This window comes from Citrobacter sp. R56 (assembly GCF_016811995.1).
In the GTDB taxonomy this organism is placed as follows: Bacteria; Pseudomonadota; Gammaproteobacteria; order Enterobacterales; family Enterobacteriaceae; genus Citrobacter_D; species Citrobacter_D enshiensis.
On sequence record NZ_CP069159.1, the window covers coordinates 3,268,568 to 3,292,273 of the forward strand.

General features: G+C 52.1%; 16 protein-coding genes. 9 read left to right on the plus strand and 7 right to left on the minus strand.

The window, feature by feature from the left end; genetic code table 11:
* Nucleotides 1-13: 13 nt before the first annotated feature.
* A complete protein-coding gene (locus JM656_RS15535) occupies nt 14-718 on the minus strand; it encodes a GNAT family N-acetyltransferase (RefSeq protein WP_203358549.1) in 705 nt (234 codons plus the stop codon).
* Between the two features lie 141 nt (nt 719-859).
* On the opposite strand from JM656_RS15535, the gene JM656_RS15540 reads away from it, so the two are divergent.
* A complete protein-coding gene (locus JM656_RS15540) occupies nt 860-1,978 on the plus strand; it encodes a YbdK family carboxylate-amine ligase (protein WP_203358550.1) in 1,119 nt (372 codons plus the stop codon).
* A 66-nt stretch (nt 1,979-2,044) separates the two neighbouring features.
* The gene (locus JM656_RS15545; protein ID WP_203358551.1) at nt 2,045-2,293 is read left to right on the plus strand and encodes a DUF1158 domain-containing protein; all 249 of its coding nucleotides are present in this window, start codon (nt 2,045-2,047) and stop codon (nt 2,291-2,293) included.
* Nucleotides 2,294-2,330: 37 nt separating this feature from the next.
* On the opposite strand, the gene JM656_RS15550 is transcribed toward JM656_RS15545, so the two are convergent.
* Together JM656_RS15550 and JM656_RS15555 are read right to left on the minus strand one after the other, a co-directional pair.
* The gene (locus JM656_RS15550; RefSeq protein ID WP_203358552.1) at nt 2,331-2,672 is read right to left on the minus strand and encodes a RamA family antibiotic efflux transcriptional regulator; all 342 of its coding nucleotides are present in this window, start codon (nt 2,670-2,672) and stop codon (nt 2,331-2,333) included.
* Between the two features lie 28 nt (nt 2,673-2,700).
* Nucleotides 2,701-3,801 carry an MBL fold metallo-hydrolase gene (locus JM656_RS15555; protein ID WP_203358553.1) on the minus strand — a complete coding sequence of 367 codons (1,101 nt, stop codon included), beginning with the start codon at nt 3,799-3,801 and terminating at the stop codon, nt 2,701-2,703.
* Nucleotides 3,802-3,992: 191 nt separating this feature from the next.
* Between JM656_RS15555 and JM656_RS15560 the strand changes: the two genes are divergently transcribed.
* From JM656_RS15560 to JM656_RS15575, 4 genes are all read left to right on the plus strand, one after another.
* The gene (locus tag JM656_RS15560; protein WP_203358554.1) at nt 3,993-4,574 is read left to right on the plus strand and encodes a TetR/AcrR family transcriptional regulator; all 582 of its coding nucleotides are present in this window, start codon (nt 3,993-3,995) and stop codon (nt 4,572-4,574) included.
* On the plus strand, nt 4,574-4,942 hold the full coding sequence (locus JM656_RS15565) for an MmcQ/YjbR family DNA-binding protein (protein WP_203361301.1): 369 nt from the start codon (nt 4,574-4,576) through the stop codon (nt 4,940-4,942). Before JM656_RS15560 ends, JM656_RS15565 begins: the two co-directional genes overlap by 1 nt.
* Nucleotides 4,943-5,062: 120 nt before the next feature.
* Nucleotides 5,063-5,716, plus strand: a complete 654-nt coding sequence (gene nfsB, locus JM656_RS15570) for an oxygen-insensitive NAD(P)H nitroreductase (RefSeq protein WP_203358555.1) — start codon at nt 5,063-5,065, stop codon at nt 5,714-5,716.
* Nucleotides 5,717-5,852: 136 nt separating this feature from the next.
* Nucleotides 5,853-7,097 (plus strand): mechanosensitive ion channel family protein, encoded by a 1,245-nt coding sequence (locus JM656_RS15575; RefSeq protein WP_203358556.1) that lies wholly within the window; start codon nt 5,853-5,855, stop codon nt 7,095-7,097.
* A 54-nt stretch (nt 7,098-7,151) separates the two neighbouring features.
* On the opposite strand, the gene pheP is transcribed toward JM656_RS15575, so the two are convergent.
* Nucleotides 7,152-8,546: a phenylalanine transporter gene (pheP, locus tag JM656_RS15580; protein ID WP_203358557.1), complete on the minus strand. Its 1,395-nt coding sequence runs from the start codon at nt 8,544-8,546 to the stop codon at nt 7,152-7,154.
* A 280-nt stretch (nt 8,547-8,826) separates the two neighbouring features.
* Here pheP and JM656_RS15585 point away from each other — a divergent pair, with 280 nt between their 5' ends.
* From JM656_RS15585 to JM656_RS15595, 3 genes are all read left to right on the plus strand, one after another.
* On the plus strand, nt 8,827-10,002 hold the full coding sequence (locus tag JM656_RS15585) for a DNA repair protein (RefSeq protein ID WP_203358558.1): 1,176 nt from the start codon (nt 8,827-8,829) through the stop codon (nt 10,000-10,002).
* Nucleotides 10,003-10,619: 617 nt separating this feature from the next.
* A complete protein-coding gene (locus tag JM656_RS15590) occupies nt 10,620-11,198 on the plus strand; it encodes a LuxR C-terminal-related transcriptional regulator (protein ID WP_203358559.1) in 579 nt (192 codons plus the stop codon).
* Nucleotides 11,199-11,391: 193 nt separating this feature from the next.
* Nucleotides 11,392-20,799: an autotransporter outer membrane beta-barrel domain-containing protein gene (locus JM656_RS15595; RefSeq protein WP_203358560.1), complete on the plus strand. Its 9,408-nt coding sequence runs from the start codon at nt 11,392-11,394 to the stop codon at nt 20,797-20,799.
* Between the two features lie 335 nt (nt 20,800-21,134).
* Here the strand turns inward: JM656_RS15595 and JM656_RS15600 are convergent, their stop codons facing one another.
* The 3 genes from JM656_RS15600 to JM656_RS15610 form a co-directional block, all read right to left on the minus strand.
* Nucleotides 21,135-21,902 (minus strand): bifunctional diguanylate cyclase/phosphodiesterase, encoded by a 768-nt coding sequence (locus JM656_RS15600; RefSeq protein WP_203358561.1) that lies wholly within the window; start codon nt 21,900-21,902, stop codon nt 21,135-21,137.
* Nucleotides 21,903-22,129: 227 nt separating this feature from the next.
* Nucleotides 22,130-22,717, minus strand: a complete 588-nt coding sequence (locus tag JM656_RS15605) for a LuxR family transcriptional regulator (protein WP_238929250.1) — start codon at nt 22,715-22,717, stop codon at nt 22,130-22,132.
* Between the two features lie 14 nt (nt 22,718-22,731).
* The gene (locus JM656_RS15610; RefSeq protein WP_203361302.1) at nt 22,732-23,427 is read right to left on the minus strand and encodes a flagellar brake protein; all 696 of its coding nucleotides are present in this window, start codon (nt 23,425-23,427) and stop codon (nt 22,732-22,734) included.
* Nucleotides 23,428-23,706: the final 279 nt, after the last annotated feature.

Sequence of the window (23,706 nt, forward strand, 5' to 3'; positions counted from 1 at the left end):
AGCGGAGACGCACTTATGCTTCGCGACACGCCACCAGCGTTTTTCTCTGCTGGCCGTGCTCATCAAAATTCTCCGGCGCCAGCCAGCGTTGCAGCGCGCGATCGCACTGCGGCCATTCGCCGTCAATCATCGACAGCCAGTCGCTGTCGCGATTGCGCCCTTTGCGCACAATTTTTTGCCGAAACCGGCCTTCATAGACAAAACCTAAACGCTCCGCCGCCTGGCGCGATGCCGTATTCAGCGAATCGCATTTCCATTCGATGCGACGGTATCCTTGCGCAAACGCATGGCCCAACAGTAGCCAGATGGCTTCTGTACCCAACACCGTCTGCTTCATTCGCGGCGACCAGGTCACATGCCCAATCTCGACTGACCCATGCTCCCGCTCAATCGCCATATAACAGACCAGCCCAACCGCGCGTGCCGAGCGGGAATCAATAACGGCAAAAGGAACCAGCGTCTCGTCACGGACTTTGCCGTCGAGCCAGCGGGTTGTCGCCTGTACGCTTTCCGGGCGTTCACTGGCAAGCCAGGTCCAGTCACGCTCATCGGTGGCCTGCGCATAAGCATCGAAAAGGTCAGCGGCATGACGTTGAGGTTCGAGGGGTTCCAGTCGACAATAACGCCCGTCAAGCGCAATACGGGAAAGCAGTGACGCCCCCGTCCAGTCCGGCAGCGCGTCGCCCACCGTTTGTCCATACAGATTAATTTCCGGCACAGTTCACCCCAGCAGATTGGTCGTTAAATTTTTATATCAGTTTGCTTGCGGCAAGAAAAGACGCCGCTCAGGAAATCATCAGCCTGGTGAATAAATACCGTCTTCTATAATGAGGAATAAACACCCACACTCGAGTCCACTATGCCGCTACCCGACTTTCATATCTCCACACCGTTTACGCTGGGCATTGAGCTGGAAATGCAGGTGGTTAACCCGCCGGGTTATGATTTGAGCCAGGATTCCTCACACCTTATTGATGACGTCATCCCCCATCTTCAGGCCGGAGAAGTAAAGCACGATATCACCGAAAGTATGCTGGAGATGGCAACCGGCATCTGCCATAACATCGACCAGGCTGCCGCACAGTTTTCGGCGATGCAGCAGGTTATCCTGAACGTCGCAGCAAACCACCATCTCGCCATCTGCGGCGGCGGCACCCATCCGTTTCAGACGTGGCAGCGCCAGCAAGTCTGCGACGATAAACGCTATCAACGTAACCTTGAAAGCTTTGGTTATCTGATCCAACAAGCAACCGTATTTGGTCAGCATGTGCATGTCGGTTGCGCCAGCGGTGATGACGCCATCAATCTCCTGCACGGCTTGTCCCGCTTTGTACCGCATTTTATTGCCCTCTCCGCCGCATCGCCCTATATGCAAGGTTCAGACACCCACTTTGCTTCCTCGCGGCTGAATATCTTCTCTGCCTTTCCGGATAACGGCCCCATGCCGTGGGTCAGCAACTGGCAGGAATTTGAGGGGCTGTTTCGCCGTCTGAGCTACACCAGTATGGTCGACAGCATCAAAGATTTGCACTGGGATATTCGCCCCAGCCCTCACTTTGGGACGGTAGAAGTCAGAGTTATGGATACGCCGCTGACCCTGAGCCACGCGGTCAATATGGCGGGGTTGATTCAGGCCACCGCCTGCTGGTTGCTCTCTGAGCGTCCGTTTAAACATCAGGAACGGGATTACCTGCTGTATAGATTCAATCGTTTTCAGGCGTGTCGGTACGGTCTGGACGGTATTGTGACGGATGTACACACCGGCGAGCATCACCCACTGGCGGACGACACGCTGCGTCTGCTGGAAAAAGTCGCTCCCTTTGCTGACAAGGTCAATGCCGCCAGCGCGATTGAGGCACTGCATCTGCAGGTGAAAAATGGGTTGAACGAGGCGCAGCAAATGCGTCATTTCATCGAGGAGGGCGGTTCGTTAACCGGTCTGGTAAAAAAACATGCTGAAATCTGGGCGGGCGTTTAACGGTGTGGTTTGCGTTGCCTGACGATATACCGGACAATGGCTTTTTAACTCAAGTTTAACAATGCCATGAAACACCCCCTTGAATCGTTGATGACCGCTGCCGGTATTCTGCTGATGGCGTTTCTCTCTTGTTTGCTGCTGCCCGCGCCGTCGCTCGGCCTGGTGCTGGCGCAAAAGCTGGTTGCGACCTTTCATTTGATGGATCTCAACCAGTTTTACACCCTGTTGTTTTGCCTGTGGTTCCTGGTGCTTGGCGCCCTCGAATACCTTGTGATTCGTTTTATCTGGCGACGCTGGTTCTCACTGGCGGAGTGAATCGCGAAGGCCGTGCCATTGCGCCTCCCGCGGCTTTTTAGTGCGCACGGCTATGATTTTCTTTACGGTACGCGCCCGGCGGCTGGTTAAACGTACGGGTAAACACCCGCGTAAACGTCTGTTGCGAATCAAAGCCGTACTTCAGACAGATGTCATACACTTTCTGGTCTGTATCACGCAAATCACGCGCGGCCAGTCGCAGTTTACGCTGTCGAACGTAGCGCCCCAGATTCTCACCTTTGTACTGCAAAAACAGGCGTTGTAGATGCCATTTTGAATAGCCCGCATGACGCGCAATATCATCAATGCGTAACGGCTGATTTAAATTATCATCAATCCACGCAACTATTGTTTCGATAACCCGAGCGGAAATCGTCATGGTGATCTTCCCTCTTTAAAAAGAATCCTTATTCCCACCAGGCCGTAAACGACTGCGTTGGGTCAGCCAGATTTACCTGCTCGCCTAACGTCGGCGTCAGCAACCGGTAGTCTTTATTGCGACTCGCAAACGCCAGACGTTTATACGGATCGTCCCAGGTATGTTTCGCCAGCACAAAGCGCCCTGCATGGCCGGGTAAAACCGCCTTTGCATGCAGGTCCTGCGCGGCCCTCGCCGTTTCCTCTGGCATCATATGGATGTACTTCCAATCCTGGTCGTACTGGCCGTTTTCCATGATGGCCAGATCCACGGAACCAAACTGTTCCCCTATCGCTTTAAAATGCGGTCCGTAACCCGAGTCGCCGCTGTAGTAAATTCGCTGTTCTGGCGTCTCAAACATAAAACTCGCCCACAACGTCTGATTACGTTTAATGCCCCGGCCAGAAAAATGCCGGGCAGGCAAGACATGAACCATCAGTGAGTCGTCGACTCTGACTGACTGGTTCCAGTCGCGCTCTTCAATGATGTCGCTGTTCATTCCCCAGTAGCGCAGATGCGAACCGACGCCCAACGGAACGATCGCCCGTTTAATCTTCGGCATTAACGCCGTGATGGTGGCGTAATCCAGATGGTCATAGTGATCGTGCGAAATAATCAGCAGATCGATGTCCGGCATCGTGTGTGCCGTCCAGGGATAATTCCCGGCAAACGCTTTGTTTAAAAACGAAAACGGCGCGGCGTAGTTGCTGAATACGGGGTCAATCAGAATGCGTTTGCCTGACAGTTGCAGATACCAGGAAGAGTGCCCCAGCCAGATAAGCGTCTCCTGCGCCTGCGGCAAACCGGCAATATCGGTAGGCACCAGCGGCAAGGGCTGAGGCGGGCGCGCATTTTCCCGTTTCGCCACCAGAAACTCCCACCACGCGGCAATCATCCCTTTATCTCCGGTATAACCCGGCGTAGGTAACGCGTTGCGAAACGCGCCATCGCGATAGTGCGGCGACTGTTCAATCTGGGTTAATTGGCTGCCTTGCGGCGCCTGACCAAACCCGGGATTAAGGACAAACGGCAAACTGGCTGCTGAGGCAATAAGCATAATAAAAACCACACAAACTGTGAGACGCTTCATATCCTGACCCGAAAACGCGCACCTTTCCGATGGTTTGCGCGGCTGACTCTTGATTATGAGTGAGTAGGCACTCATTATAGAAAGCGAACGTTTCCCGTCAAGATGATTTTCAATCTTTGACATTCGCCGTTGCGGCGCTGCACATGCCGTGATTCAATCGTATTTTCTTACAGACTTAAGGGTAAAGTGTAGTGGCTCGTCCGAAGAGTGAAGACAAAAAACAGGCATTACTGGAAGCCGCAACCACGGCGATTGCGCAATCCGGCATCGCGGCATCGACGGCGGTCATCGCCCGGGGCGCAGGGGTTGCAGAGGGAACGTTGTTTCGCTATTTCGCGACAAAAGATGACTTAATCAACGCGCTTTATCTCCATCTGAAACAGAATCTCTGCCAGTCCATGATGGCGGAACTGGATCGTTCGATTACCGATGACAAGACCCTGACCCACTTCATCTGGAAGAGCTACATCAACTGGGGTCTGAACAACACTACCGGGCATCGCACCATTCGCCAGCTCGCGGTCAGTGAAAAGATCACCAAAGAGACAGAGCAGCAGGCGGATGACATGTTCCCCGAACTGCGCGATCTCTGCCATCGCTCCGTGCTGCCGGTTTTCATGTCTGAGGAATACCGCGCGTTTGGCGATGCGCTGTTTCTTTCACTGGCGGAAACGACCATCGAGTTCGCCGCCCGCGATCCCGCCCGCGCCGATGCGCTCATCTCGCTGGGTTTTGAAGCGATGTGGCGCGCCCTGACCCGTGAGGAAAAATGATGGATGGGCAAACCCTGCATGAATGCGCGAAACGCATCGCGCTTGAACTGCCCTTTACCGAGCTTTGCTGGCCATTTGGTCCGGAATACGATGTCTTTAAAGTGGGCGGCAAGATTTTCATGATTGCCTTAGCGCATCAAAGCCGCCCACTCATTAATCTGAAGTCCGATCCACAAAAATCACTGCTTAATCAGCAAATTTATCCCAGCATTAAGCCTGGCTATCACATGAACAAAAAACACTGGATCTCCGTGTATCCGGGTGACGATATCAGCGAGTCACTGCTTCACGATCTGCTGAATGATTCCTGGAACCGGGTGGTCGATGGCCTGGCGAAAAAAGATCAGAAACGGCTGCGCCCCACCTGATTTATCGTTGGCGCGGATAAGTGTTTTTGCATTTTTCTCTCTTATCTTTTCTGCGCCAACCCTGTACTCTGCTGGCAGATAACACACCCGCAGAGGGTGCCAAAACACTCAGGAGTATTTATGGATATCGTTTCTGTCGCCTTAAAACGCTACTCCACTAAGGCGTTCGACCCCAGCAAAAAACTGACCGCAGAGGAAGCTGAAAAGCTGAAAACGCTGCTGCAATTCAGCCCGTCCAGCACCAACTCTCAGCCGTGGCATTTCATCGTTGCCAGCACTGATGAAGGTAAAGCGCGCGTTGCGAAATCTGCCGCCGGGAGTTTTGTGTTTAACGAACGCAAAATGCTCGACGCGTCCCACGTGGTGGTCTTCTGTGCCAAAACGGCTATGGATGACGCCTGGCTTACGCGCGTCGTGGATCAGGAAGAGATCGATGGCCGCTTCGCCACGCCAGAAGCCAAAGCCGCTAACCACAAAGGCCGTACGTTCTTCGCCGATATGCACCGTAAAGAACTCAAAGACGACAACCACTGGATGGCAAAACAGGTTTACCTCAACGTGGGTAACTTCCTGTTGGGCGTGGCGGCAATGGGTCTCGACGCGGTTCCCATCGAAGGTTTTGCTGCCGACATTCTCGACGCCGAGTTTGGTTTGACGGAAAAAGGCTACACCAGCCTGGTCGTCGTTCCTGTCGGACATCACAGTATCGAAGATTTTAACGCTGCCCTACCGAAATCGCGTCTGCCTCAGGAAACCACCCTGACGGAAGTCTAAAACGCACTCTCCGTGCCGGATCAAGGCGTTGCCTGAGATCCGGCCGATCAATGATCTGCGCATTGTCTCCCCTGCCCGCATTTGCATATTTTCTCTACAACCGTCATCATAGGTCTCTGTTTATTAAGGAGACATTATGCAGGAATTGATATCTCAGGTAGAGGAGTTAGGCATTGAAATGAATCACACCACCTCGCTGGTGATGATTTTTGGCATTATTTTTCTGACTGCCATTATTGTGCATATTATTTTGCACTGGGGAGTGCTGCGTACCTTTGAGAGACGTGCGAAGGCCAGTTCCCACCTGTGGCTGCAAATTATTACTCAGAACAAGCTGTTCCACCGACTGGCGTTTACCTTGCAAGGTATTATCGTCAACATCCAGGCCGTGCTGTGGTTACACAAAGGCAGCGAAGCGGCAGGCATTCTGACCACCTGTGCGCAGCTGTGGATCATGATGTATTCCCTGCTGTCGATGTTCTCCCTGTTGGATGTGATCCTAAACCTGGCGCAAAAATTCCCCACTGCGTCTCAGCTTCCGCTGAAGGGGATCTTCCAGGGCATTAAGCTTATCGGCGCGATTCTGGTCGGTATTCTGATGATTTCGCTGTTAATTGGTCAATCGCCCGCGATTCTCATCAGCGGTCTTGGTGCAATGGCCGCCGTGTTGATGTTGGTGTTCAAAGACCCCATTCTCGGGCTGGTCGCCGGGATCCAGCTCTCTGCCAACGATATGCTCAAACTGGGCGACTGGCTGGAGATGCCGAAATATGGCGCTGACGGCGCGGTGATCGATATTGGCTTAACCACCGTGAAAGTGAGTAACTGGGATAATACCATCACCACCATCCCGACCTGGTCGCTGGTGTCCGACTCGTTTAAAAACTGGAGTGGCATGTCCGCATCCGGTGGCCGTCGAATCAAACGCAGTATCAATATTGACGCGACCAGCATTCATTTTCTCAGTGAAGAGGAGCTGCAAAAGCTGAATAAAGCGCACCTGTTAGCGCCTTATTTAACCTCGCGCCATCAGGAAATTCATGAATGGAACCAACAACTATCGGCTCCAGAGTCTGTACTCAATCACCGCCAGATGACCAACATTGGCACCTTTCGCGCCTATCTGAATGAATATATCCGTCATCATCCGCGGATTCGCAAAGATATGACCATGATGGTGCGCCAACTGGCGCCGGACGATCACGGTTTACCGATCGAAATTTATGCGTTCACCAATACCGTCGTCTGGCTGGAATACGAGAGCATTCAGGCCGATATTTTCGATCACATTTTTGCCGTTATCGAAGAGTTCGGCTTGCGCATCCACCAGTCGCCAACCGGCAATGATATTCGGTCGTTATCGGGCGCGATTCAGCGCTAATTAGACGTACAGGGAAGATGCCGATCTCATCAACAGGATGAGATCGGCGATTCGTTAGCGGGCTTTACGGCGCAGCAGTTTGAAGGTCACAAACAGGAACAGAACCCACACGGGCAGTAACATCGCCGACAGACGCATATCGTCGATCGTACACATCAGAACCAGAATCATCGCCAGAAACGCGATGCACAGGTAGTTCCCGGCAGGATAGAGAAGCGCCTTGAACTGCGTGTCACGTCCCTTACGACGCATTGCCGCACGAAAACGCAGGTGCGCAAGGCAAATCATTACCCAGTTCAGCAGCAGAGTCGCCACCACCAACGCCATCAACAGGCCAAACGCCTTTTGCGGCAGCAGGTAGTTGATCAAGACCACCAGCGAAGTGACCGCCCCGGAAAGCAGCAACGAGTTCACCGGCACGCCACGGTGGCTGACACGGGTTAAGAATTTCGGTGCATTGCCCTGAACGGACAGCCCAAACAGCATCCGGCTATTGGAGTAGACACCACTGTTATAGACCGACAGCGAGGCCACCAGAATGACAAAATTCAACGCAGAGGCCACCACGTTGCTGTCCAGATTGTGGAAAATCATCACAAACGGGCTGCTGTTAGATTTCACCTCGACCCACGGATAAAGCGCTAACAGCACCACCAGAGAACCGATATAAAACAGCAAAATACGGTAAACCACCTGGTTCACCGCTTTCGGGATGCTTTTTTGCGGATCGCACGCTTCCGCCGCGGTAATACCAATCAATTCCAGCCCGCCGAAGGAGAACATGATCACCGCCAGCGAGAGAATTAAACCGTTCCAGCCGGTGGCAAAAAAGCCGTTATAACGCCAAAGGTTCTCAATGCTTGCGTGCTCGCCGCCGCTGCCGGAAAAGAGCATCCACAGCCCGAAACCGATCATGCCGATGATCGCCAGCACTTTAATTAACGCAAACCAAAACTCCGTCTCGCCATACAGACGCACGTTCACCAGGTTTACCGCATTAATAATAACGAAAAAGACGGCGGCCCAGATCCAGGTCGGGACATCGGGCAACCAGTATTGCATGTAAATACCGGCCGCTGTCAGCTCCGCCATACCCACCAGCACAAACATCACCCAGTAGTTCCAGCCGGAAAGGAAGCCTGCGAACGGTCCCCAATACTTGTACGCAAAATGGGCAAAAGAGCCAGAAACCGGTTCTTCAACGACCATTTCGCCCAACTGACGCATGATTAAAAAGGCAATGATCCCGGCGACACCGTAACCCAGCAAAACGGCCGGGCCGGCCATCTGAATGGCAGGGCCAATTCCCAGAAAAAGACCCGTACCAATAGCGCCCCCGAGGGCAATCAATTGAATATGACGGTTTTGTAACCCTCGATGAAGCGTCGGTTCACTGTTCGACGCGGCATCTGACACACTGGTGTCAGATGCAGTTGACGCGTTTTTCACGCCCTACCCCTGTGTCGTTTTTATTGAGGCGCTCCTTTTAACATTTCGACTTCGTTGTCGCAAGGCACAATCCGAGGGAACGGAGAACGCGAAAACCGGCGTTTAAAGCGCCACAGAAGCCCTAATATTGCGGGAAACAGATAATTTTCATGAATTCCAGTGGACGAAAAGGCGTCGCAGACCACAGAATGCGTTTTAATATTTTTTCTGTATTTTCAAACGGGTGTCTCAGAACTATTCTCTGTCACTCATTTTTAAGCCATGCCAGGCAACAGTTTTCATGAATAAGATCATTAAACGGCTAGAGATCGTCAAAAGCGCCATCGAACTTGAAGATGAAGAGATAATCTTGCAGCAGCTCATCTACCTGAAAGACGACGCTCTGGATGCCGCCATTGGGTCGATTGCCCACGCCCTTGAAGAGAGACGCTTCAGCGACGCCCTGGCTGAGATTACCGCCTGGCTGGACGCTCAGCGCGCGGTGTCAACATGGCAGGATCCGGCTATCGCGGCCGCCAAACTGGAACTGAAAGCACTCGAGTCCCAGTTACACGCGCTGATCGACAAGCGTAATACCCGTCTTCAGATCCTCGATGACTTTAATGATTTGTACCACCTCCGTCTTGGCCCATTAATGAGCCGCATTTTGGAATTACGCAAGCAACTGGCCGCCAACGCGCAACGCAAACAAGAAGCCGAGCTCAGGCGCAGAGAAAAGGACTACCAATCCTGCCAGCAGTACATTTCACAGGCGATCGATCAACTGGCGACCCTCAAACGGCACTGGGTGAGTCTCAGCTCAACGTCCCGGGAAGCGGCGGAGGTTCGAAAACGTATTCAGCAACAGACCGAACTTATCACTGCCCTGCTGGCTGAGATTCGCGAGCTGGAAAATGATTTTACCCGTCAGGAGGAGAGCGCCACTCGCGAGGCGCGCGAAAATGCAGATAACGAATATGCACAATACCGGGAACAGCAGCAGGATGCGCTGCATCGCCATGACCGGGACCAACACCTCTCTGCGGATGAGCGCAACGAGCTTAAGCGCCTGTGGCGTCAGGCAAGCCGACTCTGTCACCCTGATGTCGTCGCCGACGCGTTGAAGGAAAAAGCGCATCAGATGATGGTTCAGCTTAACCAGGCCCGCCAGAATGCGGATCTGGCGACCATTCGCGCGCTACTCACCCAGCTTCATCGTGGTCTGGAACCCATGATGGCAAGCGACAGGCTGAACAATTCCGAACACCTGCATGCCAGAATAGCGCAGCTCAGAACACAGATTAACGCCCTGCAAAAAGAGATTACTGAACTGGAGTCTGAAAACGCCTGGCGTCTTGCGACATCCGTCCAGGATAAAGAAGTCTGGTTATCCGAGCAGGAACGCTCCCTGACGGGCATCCGCGACACGCTGGAAGAACAAATGAAACAGGTTGAGCAGGAGATCCAGGCAGGCTAAACCGCGAAAGCGCTCTACCTGTCAAAACGTTTCTTAGCAAGTTACATTTTGTTATTTAGCACCAATTGCAAAATTTAAAGTAAAACACCAAATTATTGAGATTTTTTAGAAAAAATCACCACATAAATTGTAAATCTCAAAATTTAAACCCAAGAACATCTTTTCACCCTCCATTTTTCTCTTTTCTCCGCCCTTTCCCCCTCAGAATGCCAGGAATTTTCTTAGCCATCTCCCTCCTCTCGAAAATGTGACAAAAATCACACTGAAATATAAGGACTCTTAATAAATCTCATCCTGACAACTTAGGATTTCGCTGGGTTTTGCCCCGTAGCTGCCAGCTGTCGCTGGCGATCCATAAGTGAAATCTATCAATCATACCCAGTGTACTGAAATAAACGATTTATCATACATTTTGGCTAAGAGTAACATTCACCGTAAGAATAGTTACAAATTCAAATAAAGACAGCGAATATCGAATAAATCAGGATGCCTGAACTGCGTTCAGTACGCGCACGAATATACGCCTGTATCTAACCGTATTTATAAAGTGAGACAGACCCTTTTTTAATGGTTGAAAAAAGGGGCGGTATGCTGTACCCAAATTCAAGGAGATCGTTATGTCAAAAGCTATTTTTTTAGGTGAATCATTTTACACCTGGCTAGGCATGCGAGATATCTTGCGCGGTACGACGTTATTTGTCGATATGGAATTTCATTCTTCCCAGACACTTTCGACGGGAAAAGAAATATCACAGAACGCTGATTACCTCATCATTAACCCGAGTGAAAGTGAGGCTTTGAAATACGCCGGAATTATCCGCGCGATGTCATTGCGTCCTTCTGCGACGATCATCGTTTTAGCCGATGAAAACACGTTCTCACTCTTCCAGACCGTTTGCGGGATGCGTCTGGAATTTCTGGATGATCGTGGTTCTCTCGATGCAATCCTGCAAAAAATGACCAGTATTATCAATGGTAAAAAGCCATGTGCGCCTAAACCATTAGCGAACCCAATGACGGTCAATGAGTTTAACGTGATGATGCTGTTTGCCCGCGGCTGGTCGCTGTCCCAAATCGCCGGGGCATCGCACAAAAGCGAGAAAACCATCAGCGCCTATAAAAGCAATATTGCCAAAAAACTGGGACACAATAATACCCGACTGAAATATATGATTTCTCAGTATAGCCAACTGTAGCTCACTGGCTTAAGGAATTAACCACCAGATATTTTAATATCGCGTCTTATCTTCACCATTTTAATTCTGCTTCGTTCGGAAGGGCTTTCTATTTTTCAAAAATCGACACTCAGGCAGCACTCCGCGAGCCAAACACAGCCAACAACTCAACGTATTAACACATGCAAAACAGAAATGCAGATGAGGGTTATATATGAATAAGGTTTACAGCATTATTTGGAACGCGGCGCTCGGTCTCTGGGTCGTCGTTTCCGAATTATCCCGCGGGAAGAAAAAAAGCAGCACGCGTAAATCTGTGAGCATCATCGCGGCGACCGCATTAACTGGCGTATCCATGGTCGCCACCGCAAATCCAATTAATACCTACGGTAACCGTAACATTTCTAACGATTTCAAAAATCAGGAGATTTCAGCAGGCGTACACAACGGGGTCTATGACTACGGTTTCTTATATGAAGACGAGAACGCGTCCAAACAGCTGAACATCACAGGTAAACTCCCGACCATTGAGTTCGGTCAGAGCGGCGTCGTTGATTCCACCACCATCAAGGAACTGCTGGAAGCGGGTAAAATCACCCTGACGGCCACCAGCGCTGATGGTCAGACCACCTCGAAGATCACCACCGTCGACCAACTGTCTGGCTACCTGTTCCATTATCAATCCTCCACGCCTTCGCAAAACGTTGATTTCGGTATTTCCGATCCTGCCGACCCGGAAAACACAGCGTCGATCAAAGTGTTCGACACCAAAGATCTAGAAAATTTTCTTAGCGTGATGGATCTGGGCTCCGTCGTTTTAAATACCTACGACGCCAATCAGACAAAAATTTATAAGCAGTTTGGCTTTGCCCTTGCCGATAAGGGCGCGACGGCCAACCTGAACATTGGCGATGATACGCAGAATGCCAGCGCGAAGGCCAATACCATTGAGTTAATGGCCAAAGACTCTTCGCTGCTGGAAGCACAAAACGCGGGTAGCCAGGTCAACTGGCAATCGGATAACTACGTCAAGTTTGGTGCAGCGCCGGTCGTTCCGGGTAAAGAATTTCAGAGCGGCACGACAACCGATACCTTCGGCCACGACGTCACCATAATGACCTACGGCTATGACAAAGACGGAAAAGTGGTCGAGACCGGCAACAAGACCTTTTCGATCAGCGATGTCACAGGTTTAGCCCAATTCAACGACTGGTTGCTGGGCAACAGCAGCGATGCCGCCACCTCTCCTGATGGCAAAAAAGTCAGCCAAATTCAGCTGTGGCTGGATGCGGGCGTCGTCACGAAAGTCTCTGACGCACAGGCCAAGTATGCCTCGCTTATCGACGACCTGCTGAAGTCCGACAAGGCCGCCGACAGCGTCAACTGGGATTATGACGTCTGGACCGACGGGCTTGCGCATAACAACAATGCGACTGCCGGTAGCGGCGAGTTACATGCTGTCTACGCCAACGGTCAGGGGACCACCGGTACGATACAAGATGGTTCGATCCTGGCGGTTGACGGCAGTATCAACGGCGTCATGAAAGCGTCAGGCGGCGGCGTCATCAACAACCAGGGCCAGCTTAACGCGTTACGCACCTCTGCCGGACTGAGTCTGGCTGTCGGTATGCTGGCCGATAATTCGACCGCCACCAACAACGGTATCATCAACTCCGGGCTGTTTATCGACAAGAACGGCAACCAGAACGTCAACAGCTATGGCGCGTACGGGATGCAGGGACAGGGAGCCAGTACCGTCACCAACAACGGCACCATCAATCAGGCCATTACCACGGATGACTACGGCACGGCTTCTGCCGCCGATCCCTGGAACAACACCAGACCTAACACTTCGCTGACACTGGCTATCGGGATGCAACTGTCCGGCGAAACGACCGGGGTTAACAAAGGGCAAATCAACGTCGTGGACGGGCGCAAAGATGGCCAGTCCTTTGGCAAAGGCACCGCCTATGGTGTTGAAGTGGATGGCAAATCCACCTTCGTCAACGAAAAAGGCGCCTCCATTTCTCTGGGACGCAATGCCAACGATACGACTCAGGATGTGTTAATGCCTGGCGGCTCCAGCCAGAGCGCCGGGATCCTGACCAAAAGCGCGGGCGATGTCACCAACAACGGTACTATCACCCTCGGCACCGGTGTGCGTAATGCCTCTGGTATTCTGGTAGGCAACGCCACCGGTAATGTGATTAACACCGGCACCATCACGGTGAACGGTGACAAATCAGCCGGCAACAGCCAAAACCACGGGATCTCCGTTCGTGACAGCGGCGCTGAGAACAACCAGGTCATCCGCAATGATGGCCAAATTAACGTCAACGGCACTGATAACGTCGGTATTCATATCAGCGCCACAAACAAAGCGGCTCAAGCCACCACCAGCGCCACTGGCACGATTACCGTCGCAGGCACCGGCGGAACCACCGACCGCAACTATGCCGTTTGGGTTGAAGGGAACGATGCGAATCGCGCTACCGCCAATGTGAATTCACACATTACCCTGCAGCAGGTCGGTAATATCGGCGTGCATGTGCGTGACAACGCCGTGGCTAACGTCGACAGCATCAGTAGCCCTACCTTCAATAATACTGACCAGATTGGCTACTATCTGTTTGGTAAGGGTGCGACGGCCAATATCGGCAAAGCGGTGATGGATGACAACGGCCAGGCGCGGACGACCATTTTCCGTATCGCCAATGGCGCGGAGTTTAATGGGAACACCAAAAACCCGATCAGCGGCACCAGTTCCCATCTTGAACTGACCTTAAAGGGTGAGAATTCAACGGGCGTTCTGGCGACCGGCCTGGGCAGTACGGTTGATACCGGCGAGGCCAGGTTCACCGTCGAAGGCACTGGTGCCGCCGCCCTGGTCATCGAAGGCGGAGCCACCGGGACCATCAGCGATAAAACGACCATCAATTTGACCGGTACCAACACCACCGCCGGGATTGTCGACGGCCAGGCGCATAAGTTGAACGGCAAAGATAACGACGGTGCGGCTAGGGACACAACGCTCACATCCAACGCTAGTATCACCTCTGCCGCCGGCGGTAATAACGTCATTGCCTACGTGACGAAAAATCTGGGCAACCTGATCCTCGACGGCAAAGCCCTTATCAATCTCGCCAGCAAAAACAGCATCGGTGTGGATGTGCAACAGGGCGGGCGCTTTACCAACAATTCCACGTCTGCTCTGCACGTCGCCGATGGCATTGGCGTTCGCGCCTCCGGTAACGATGCGCAGATTAAAAAGCTGGGCACCATTTTGGTGGATGACGGCACAGCCGGTGTTTTGTTAGCCAAAGACGCGCGCCTGAGCATCTCCTCTGCCACGGGCGGTCAACCCGACAAGATCACCACCAACGGCACCGCCGACGGCATCCGTCTGGAAGCGGGTGCCGGCTCGCTGAACGCACAGGGCGTTACCATCAGCGCACTGGGCAGCGGTGCGGGGATCCAGAACAATGCGGAACGATCAGACATTACGCTTAACGATGTCACCATCAACGCCAACGACGGTCCGGGCATCCGCACCAGCGTTGAGCTGAACGTGAAAGACGGCGCCGACAATGAACTGAATGTGACTGGCGCAGGTACCGGTTTTGCCTTTGAAAAACAAGATGGCAGCGCCACCACCGGCAATCTGAACATCGGCACGGGCTACACCGTACGGGTGCATAACGACGCTAACAACGCCACGGGTAGCGGGATCCTCGCCAAAACCAACGGCAATCTCACCACTAAGGCCAACATCACCGTTCAGGATACGACCGGTGATTCAGCCATCATTGCCAAAAATGTCTCGGCATTGAGCAACAGCGGAATCATTATCTCCAACAGCACCAGCGGCAAAGCCGTGATTGATGCCAGCGGTGATAACGGTAAAACGATCACCAACAGCGGAACCGTACAGGCGGCCAGCGATCGGGCGATTGCCATTCAGTCTGGCCTCGGAAATGACACCATCAATATCAGCGGCAAAACCGTCGGTATCATCAACACCGGTCGCGGCAGCGATAGCTTTACCTGGAATAACGGCACCTTTGCCGGTGAAGTGAATTTCGATGGCACTAACGGGAACAACAAAGCGAACATCGGCAACGTCTCTCTGAAAGAGACTCGCCATATCACCACCCAGGCGGGAAGCGGTAACGCCCTCACCTTCACCAATACACACGGCGATGCGGCCAAAATTGGCAGCCTGACGGCAGATAATCTCAGCTCCGGCACCAATATTGGCGATGGCTGGGATTCGTTGACCCTCACCGGCGCGCAGGCAGACATGCGTATCGTTGAAGATCTGAAGCTGAAAAGTGAAACCATTGCCGTTAACGATGGCGCGACGCTGCGCACGGGCGATCACCGTGAGGCAAGCAGCAGCGCGGCAACGATCAACAATTACGCGGTGAAAACCAGCGGTAGCGGCAGTCGGGTGATCTTTGATACTCAGGGCGACGGCGTCGGCGAACAGCAAGTGTATTCCGGGATTATCAGCGGTGACGGTCGCTTTGAACGCGCGGCAGGCGGCACCACTATTTTTACCGCCAATAACACCTATACCGGATCCACTACCATTGATAATACCGGGACGCTTCAGTTAGGCGTTGGCGGCACCAGTGGGGGAATTGCTGAAGTTTCCACTATTCTCGATAACGGCCTGCTGGCGATTAACCGTTCCGACGACGTACGGTTAAATGGGGTTATTTCCGGGACTGGCGCATTGCAGCAAATTGGCGACGGTACCACGCGTCTGACGGGTGATAACACCTATACAGGGCAGACCACGGTAAAAACCGGGACGTTGCTGATTAATGGCGATCAGAGTGCAGCGACTGGCGCGACGGACGTCAACGGGAGTGCCACATTGGGCGGGGTTGGCGTGATTGGCGGCGACGTTGCCATGAATAACAGCACGACCCTCAGCGCAGGCGATGGCGGCGCGGGTACGCTGACCATTAAAGGCAATCTGAAACTGGGCAACCAGACCACCTCCGATTTCCAGCTTGGACAAGCCTTTGTGCCAGGCGGCGCGCGTAACGATTTGGTCGATGTCGCGGGCGACCTGAAGCTGGACGGTACGCTGAACGTCACCGAAAGCGCAGGCGGACAGTTCGGTCCTGGCGTCTACCGCATTTATAACTATGGCGGCAGCCTGGACAACCAAACGCTGGATCTGGGAAGCGTGCCGAGCGGTCAGGATAAGAGCAATATTTTTGTTCAGACCATCCTGAAAAATCAGGTGAACCTGGTCAACGCCAACGGCGTCAATTTGCAATTCTGGGACGGACAAACGTCAGGCAGCAATCACGGTAAATCCGGTATTGAAGGCAATGGTGCTATCGACGGCGGCGACGGCAAATGGATGGCCATCGGCGATAACGGCGACAATAACTGGACGCAACAAGACGGCAATGGCAACGCACCGTGGGCGCAAAAAGCCTTCGCCATCTTTACCGGCAAAGCAGGCACCGTTGAGGTGGATGACGCCGCAGGGAAAGTTGCGTTCTCCGGCGCGCAGTTTGGCACCGACGGTTACGTGGTCAAAGGCGATGCGCTGAACGGTTATGCCACTACCGCAGGCGGCAACGAACTGATGCTGCGTGTCGGCGAAGGTGCCGCAGGCGCTGACGTTACCGCAACCATCGAGTCGCGTATTCTTGAAGGTGACAGCGCCGATAAACTGACGCTGGTGAAAACGGATTTGGGTCGTCTGATCTTAACCGGCGAGAACGAATACCGTGGCGGAACGCGCATTGACGGCGGTACGCTGCAAATCTCCAGCGACAAAAACCTGGGTCAGGCAGGAACGGGGCTCGCCATTAACAATGCCTCAACGCTGCAACTGGGCGCCGATCTGAGCACTGACCGGACCATCACCCTGGGGGCGAATAAAGATGCCGAGGTCTTTGATCTGAATTCGCATCACTTCACCCCAACCGGCGATATCACGGGTGCGGGTAAACTGAAGGTAACCAGCAGCTCCAGCACGGCGGGCAGCACCCTGACGTTTGACCAAGCCAACAGCTACCAGGGCGCGACCGAAATTGCCGGGACAGGTAAGGCCAACAACGTCACGGTAAACGTCAGTAAAACCGGGGCATTCGGCAGCAATGCGAGCAGCACTGTGGATGTGAACAAAGGCGCTACGCTCAACGTCAGCGGCGCAGATACCAGCCTGCAATCGCTCACCATGAACATTGCAGACAGTCTGTTAACGCTGGCCGATACGGTCACCGCAGCCGGTTCAACCCTGAATTTGACCGAGAAAGCGAAAGCCATCTTCTCGCAACAGGCGACAGCGGAAAACGCCAAAATCAACCTGAACAGCGGTTCAACCGCGGTGTTTACCGACAACACCACCGCAGGAAATTCACGCATTGCGGTTTCCAGCGACAGCACCCTGGCGCTGCAGGATGACGCCAGCGGCGGCACCGCAATAGTGACCAACAGCGGGCTGATGACCTTTGCCGATAACGCCATGGCGGAAATGGCTCAGGTGAAAAACCAGGCGGGCGGCAACGTCGATATTCGCGGCGTCAATAGCGCAACCTCTATCGGTTCACTTTCCGGTGCCGGTAACGTTGAACTGGGCGATAAGCATTTGTCTCTGGGCAATCTGAGCCTTGATGACACCATCAGCGGCATCATCAGCGGCACTGACGGCAGTCTGGCGAAAATTGGCGACGGTACGCTGACTTTAACCGGCGATAACACTTACACCGGCACCACGGATGTCGACCAGGGCGTCCTGCTGGTGAATGGGAATCAGTCTGCGGCAACGGGTCTGGTGACGGTGAAATCCGGCGCTACGCTCGGCGGCGACGGAATTATCGGCGGTACCGTCAATGTGGAAGACAACGGCCACATCACGGCGGGCGCCGCGCTGAATAGCGTCGGTAAACTCACCACCGGTTCCCTGAACCTGAGCGACAATTCACAACTGGATTATCAGTTCGGCCAGGCCAACACGCCGGGGGGCACCTTTAACGATCTGATCAACGTGAACGGCGATCTCACCCTCGACGGTAAGCTGAATATTGAAACCACGCCAGGCGGAAGTTTTGACGTTGGGGTTTATCGCGTCATCAATTACACCGGCACATTGACCAACAATGTGATGGATATTGCCGATGCGCCAGAAGCGGCAGACAGTCTGTACGTACAGACCTCGGTCAAAAACCAGGTCAACCTGGTCAATCACGCCGGACTCACCCTGCGCTTCTGGGACGGTACCGGGGGTGAAAACGGCGAGCTGAAAAACAATGGCGTGATCAACGGCGGCGACGGCATCTGGCAGTCCAGCAAAGGCAACGACAACTGGACCACCGATGAATCCACACCGGAAGGTATTCTCAACGCGCCGTTTACCGATGCCGCATTTGCCGTCTTCGAGGGTGAAGCGGGCAATGTGACCGTTGATAACAGCAAAGGTGATGTCATCATCAGCGGGGCGCAGTTCGCCACTGATGGTTATCACGTAGGCGGCGAAGCGATTACGACCAACACGGCGAATACGCTGATTCGTGTCGGCGACGGCACCGTGGATGGCGCGAAATACACTGCCACCATCGACAGCCAGATTCGCGGCACCGGCGGTCTGAATAAGGGCGACCTGGGGACGCTGATCCTCAATGGCGACAACACCTACAGCGGCGGTACCACCATTACGGCCGGTACGCTGCAGGTTTCCGGTGATAAGAATCTCGGCGCGCCAGAGACAGGTATCACCTTTAACGGCGGCACGCTGAAGTATGGCGAAGCGTTCAACACGGCGCGTCAGGTCACGCTGGAATCCGGTGGCGGCACCTTCGACACCAACAATCACAATGTGGCGCTGCTGACGGACGTTGAAGGTGACGGTCATCTCACCAAAACCGGCAAAGGGTCATTGACGTTAACCCAGGACAACAGCTACACCGGTGGCACCACCATCGCACAGGGCACATTGCAACTGGGCACTGGCGGCAATATCGGCAGCATCCAGGGCGACATCGTTGATAACGGCGCGTTAAATATCAACCGTGCCAATACCTATACCATCAGCGGCAATATCAGCGGTACAGGTATGTTGCTGCAAACCGGCAACGGTACGACGGTACTGGAAGGTTCCAACAGCTACAGCGGCGTCACGCTGGTAGCCAATGGCGAACTGCAAGCCGGTGGCGAAAACACCCTGAGCGCGGCATCGCAGCATTATGTTCTGGAAGGTACGACCCTGAACACCCAGGGTTACAACCAGACGGTAGCAGGACTGGATAACAGCGGGGATGTTTCACTCCTCGGTCAACAGATCGGCTCAACCTTAACCGTTAAAGGTAATTACAACGCGGAAGGCGGCACGCTGAACATCGCGGCGGCGCAGGATGCGAGTGGTAAAGGTATTGCAGACCGTTTGGTCATCGACGGCGGTAAAGCGAGCGGGAGTACACTGCTTGATGTGGACGGTTCCGGACTGGGCGCGCCGACCGTCGGCGATGGTATCGAAGTCGTTACCGCGCTGAATGGCGCCACCACCACCGCGCAAAGCACGCAGGATGCCTTCCATCTGGCCTCTGACCGTATGGCGGCCGGTGCCTTTGAATATCAACTGCACGCCGGTAACGCACAGGGTCAGGGAGAAAACTGGTATCTCAGAAGCGAATACCGTCCGGAAACGATGCTGATCAACGGCCTCGCGAGTGTGGTACGCCAGGGCGATCTCAGCCTGCTGGGTAATATGCACCAGCGTATGGGGGATGACATCAAGCCAGGCATCGATGAAGACAACCGCGCCTGGGCACGGATGATCGGTTACTCCGGAAAAACCAAACTGGATGATGCAACGGGGACTGAAACCAGCAGCCATACCACCGGGATTCAGGTCGGTGCCGATCTCTACGGCGGCGCGAACTGGAAAGCCGGGGTTTACGCCAGCGTTCTGGATATCGACAGCAGCGTGAATGGCACCAACGTTGGCAGCGCCGGTAAAGGCGGCAATATCGACGACAATGGTTTCTACATTGGCGGTTATGCCACCTGGTTCTCTGAAACCGGCATGTACGTTGATAACGTTCTGCAATACGGCAACCATGATTCCCGCCTGGCGGCATCGGGTAATAGCGATTCGTACACCGTGAAAGGCAACACGCTGACGGCGTCAACAGAAGTGGGCAAACCGTTCCGCTTAGGCGCCAGCGCCTGGAGTCTGGAGCCGCAAGCTCAGTTGATCTATCAGTACAGTGACTTTGACGACAGCACACTGAATGGCTCAACCAAAACGAAGGTGAAAATGGATACGGCAGATTCGTTCACTGCCCGCCTCGGCGTTCGTCTGGTGGGGGATTACGACACGAATCACGGCAAAATCCAGCCTTACGGTCGTGTAAACCTGTGGCAGGGTCTGGGTTCAAAAGACAAAACGCACTTCAGCAACGCCGTGACCACCACGACACTGGAATCGTCTCAGCAGTATTCCAGTACCGAAGTGGCGGCCGGTATGACCTGGACAATTGACAGAGATTTGCAGGTCTACGGTGAATTGGGCAGCCAATTCAGTAATGGCGGAAGTAAATCGCAGGTTGAAGCGCCGATTAATGCCTCCATTGGCTTTAAAAAGATGTTTTAATCAAAAGTAAAAATAGCTGTTCACCACTCAAATAGAGGTGGTGAACAGTTAAAATCAAAAGCCTTCTGCTTTAACAGAAGGCTTTTTTATGGTCTGGATTTAGGGGGAGGTGGTCGTTGCAGAAGTGAACGATTAAGAGCCTATCCCAGTAGGCGTAATTGGCGTAGTCAGTTTGGACACGGACAGCGCGGAAAAACCGGAGCGTACACGTAGTACGTGAGGATTTGATTCGCTACGCTCACCCTTACGGGCCGCCCAGGGGCGTTCAAAGGTAAACCTTTGTGAGCACTGCCCAGGGCCAAAATGACAAGTAAAATAGCCTAATGGGATAGGCTCTAATAATTGAATTGTGTTAACAGTGCGGGAATGTTTTCTGCCGGGACAGGATGCGAAATATAATAGCCCTGCGCTTTATCGCAGCCAATACGAATTAACCGGTCTAACTGTTCCTTACTTTCAACACCCTCAGCCAGAACTTCAATACCAAAATCATGGGCTAACACGATAATACCTTCCACAATCTTTGACGATTTTGTATCAGGCTCAATCTCTGCGACAAACGCTTTGTCGATTTTTAAGGTATCGAACGGATATTTCAGCAGATAATCAAGATTGGCATGTCCGGTACCAAAGTCGTCAAGGGACAATTTTACCCCCATGGCTTTAAGCGCGGACATATTCGCTGAGGCGACCAGGCTGTCACGAATCGGTGCAGTTTCGGTGACTTCAATTTCGCAGCGACTGGCGGCAAGTCCTGAGAATGCCAGATTTCGCCTGATACGTTCAGGTAACTCGGGATCGCTGAGTTCCAGCGCGGAAAAATTGATCGAGAGCGAAATATTTTCTGGCCACCGGACCGCAACATCCCAGGGAGGATTCGAAACCATCTCTTCGACTGAAGCAATACTGCCGCTTTTTTCCAGCAGCGTAATAAATATATCAGGGGAAATCATTCCCATGTCGGGGCTATTCCAGCGCATTAATGCCTCAAACCCACAAATCTTTTGAGTATGTAAATTCAAAATGGGCTGATAGACCATATAAAGTTGACTGGTATTCAACGCTCCCTGTAGCGCTCTGAGAACATCATTGGAATTAAACACCCTCCTCCTCCTTAAAAATACAGCTAAAACGGCGACTCCCGCCAAATAAAAATGACTACACGCTCAGCCCCTGTGAGTATTATATACTCTACATAATTCGAGTTGCAGAAAGGAGTTAAGCCCCAGGAGCTTACTAAAGTAAATGACTGGAGTGAGCGAACGTAACCACAGCACATGCAACTTGAAGTATGAAGAGTATAATTCAAAATCTTCTGATCAAATATGATTCAGGGTAAAAAAGACAACGAATGGTTAAATCTGACAATCAATTTATTCAGGTCTGCAGAGTTCGTTAATCCAAGCTTGAGGATGATCTTCATCTTATGAGTTTGAATTGTTTTATAATTCAGGTTAACTAACTCGGAGATTTCTTTTGCGTTGTAGCCGCCGACCAATAAACTCAGTATTTGTTGTTCCCGGTCGGTAAGTCTTTTTTGTGAGCGAAACAAGCGGGAATGACCCGCCCCCTGTGACAATGACGTGATTTGATTAAAATCGCGTAAGGGTGACTTTTCAGTCAATACGATTGCTTTATCAACATAGAGTAACTCAACACACAGTTTCGCCACCAAACTGTCGGTGATGATGACAATGTTGTTGTCATAGACCTTGAATCTATTTTTATTTAAAAAATCAACAAAATCAGCACAAGACTGCCCGTTATCAATGATATTGAAGAGCATCGTATGATGCCGATACAATGATGACTGACTGATCATCTCTTCGCGCCTGAAGGTTTTAATCGGTACATCTTTACTTTTCAGGAACTCTGAGACGCCACGCCCTACAAAATTATCATTGCCACACATCAACATCCAGTTCACCTTCCTTATAAACTTCTAATTTTATTGCTCATCAAAAAGTTGATAATGATTTTTTCAACTTCAGACTCCTCACGGTGATTTTTAAACTCAAACTTGCACGAAATTTGATGGCAGGAATACAGGTGGTTGTCATCATCAAACTCATTGATCTCCACAACATCGATAACTTTCATATCGAGTTGCAGGTTGCCGAACTGTTCGAACTCCAGCGATGAGGCTTTGATTACCGCATCTTTATGCAAAAAGCGCGGATTCACCTCTTCGGCAATAAGCGCACAACCGCCACGTGAAATGTTTTTAATTTTAAATAAGTAATTTTCGCCGTTTTTGTAGCGCCCAAAGCAGGTAAAACTAAATCCCTTTAGAAACGAGAAACGCTGATGCTGCCTGCGTTGAACAAAAAAAATCATGTCTGGGATAAAATAAACTAATCCACCCGCGTTATCATCTGAGGACTCGCGGTCGAATCGGGCATTAAATTTAATAATTCCGGCTTCACTGTGCAGAATAAAGCATTGAATCTTTTCAGTGACGATATCTTCATGGTGGGAGATGGCGAAGTGTTCGAAGTCGACCTTTTCCAGTTGCGTTACTATGCTGTTGTTTTTATAAACTATTTCAAGTTTCGTCTTCTTGAGAAGCTCTTCACGAATGATGGCAATAATTTCAAATCTATCATCCTTCGCCATACCAAAACTCATCATTAAATCCTTATTATTGTATTTGAGAAACTTCTCATTCTCGTTTGAGATAAACACGAGACAGGCTTCCACCCCTGGTTTCGGATAACCATAATGGATCTCATGTCGATTATTTTGAACAAAATTAAGTTTTTAGCTATTTTTACTGTTTTATTGATATGTAAAAACATTCGTATGTGATGGGTCCTGGCGTAAGTTGTGCCTTAAACCCGTTAAACTTAACCAAAACTTTATAACAAAATTGAATAAAATGGCCCGTACCATCGCGATTTTGAAATA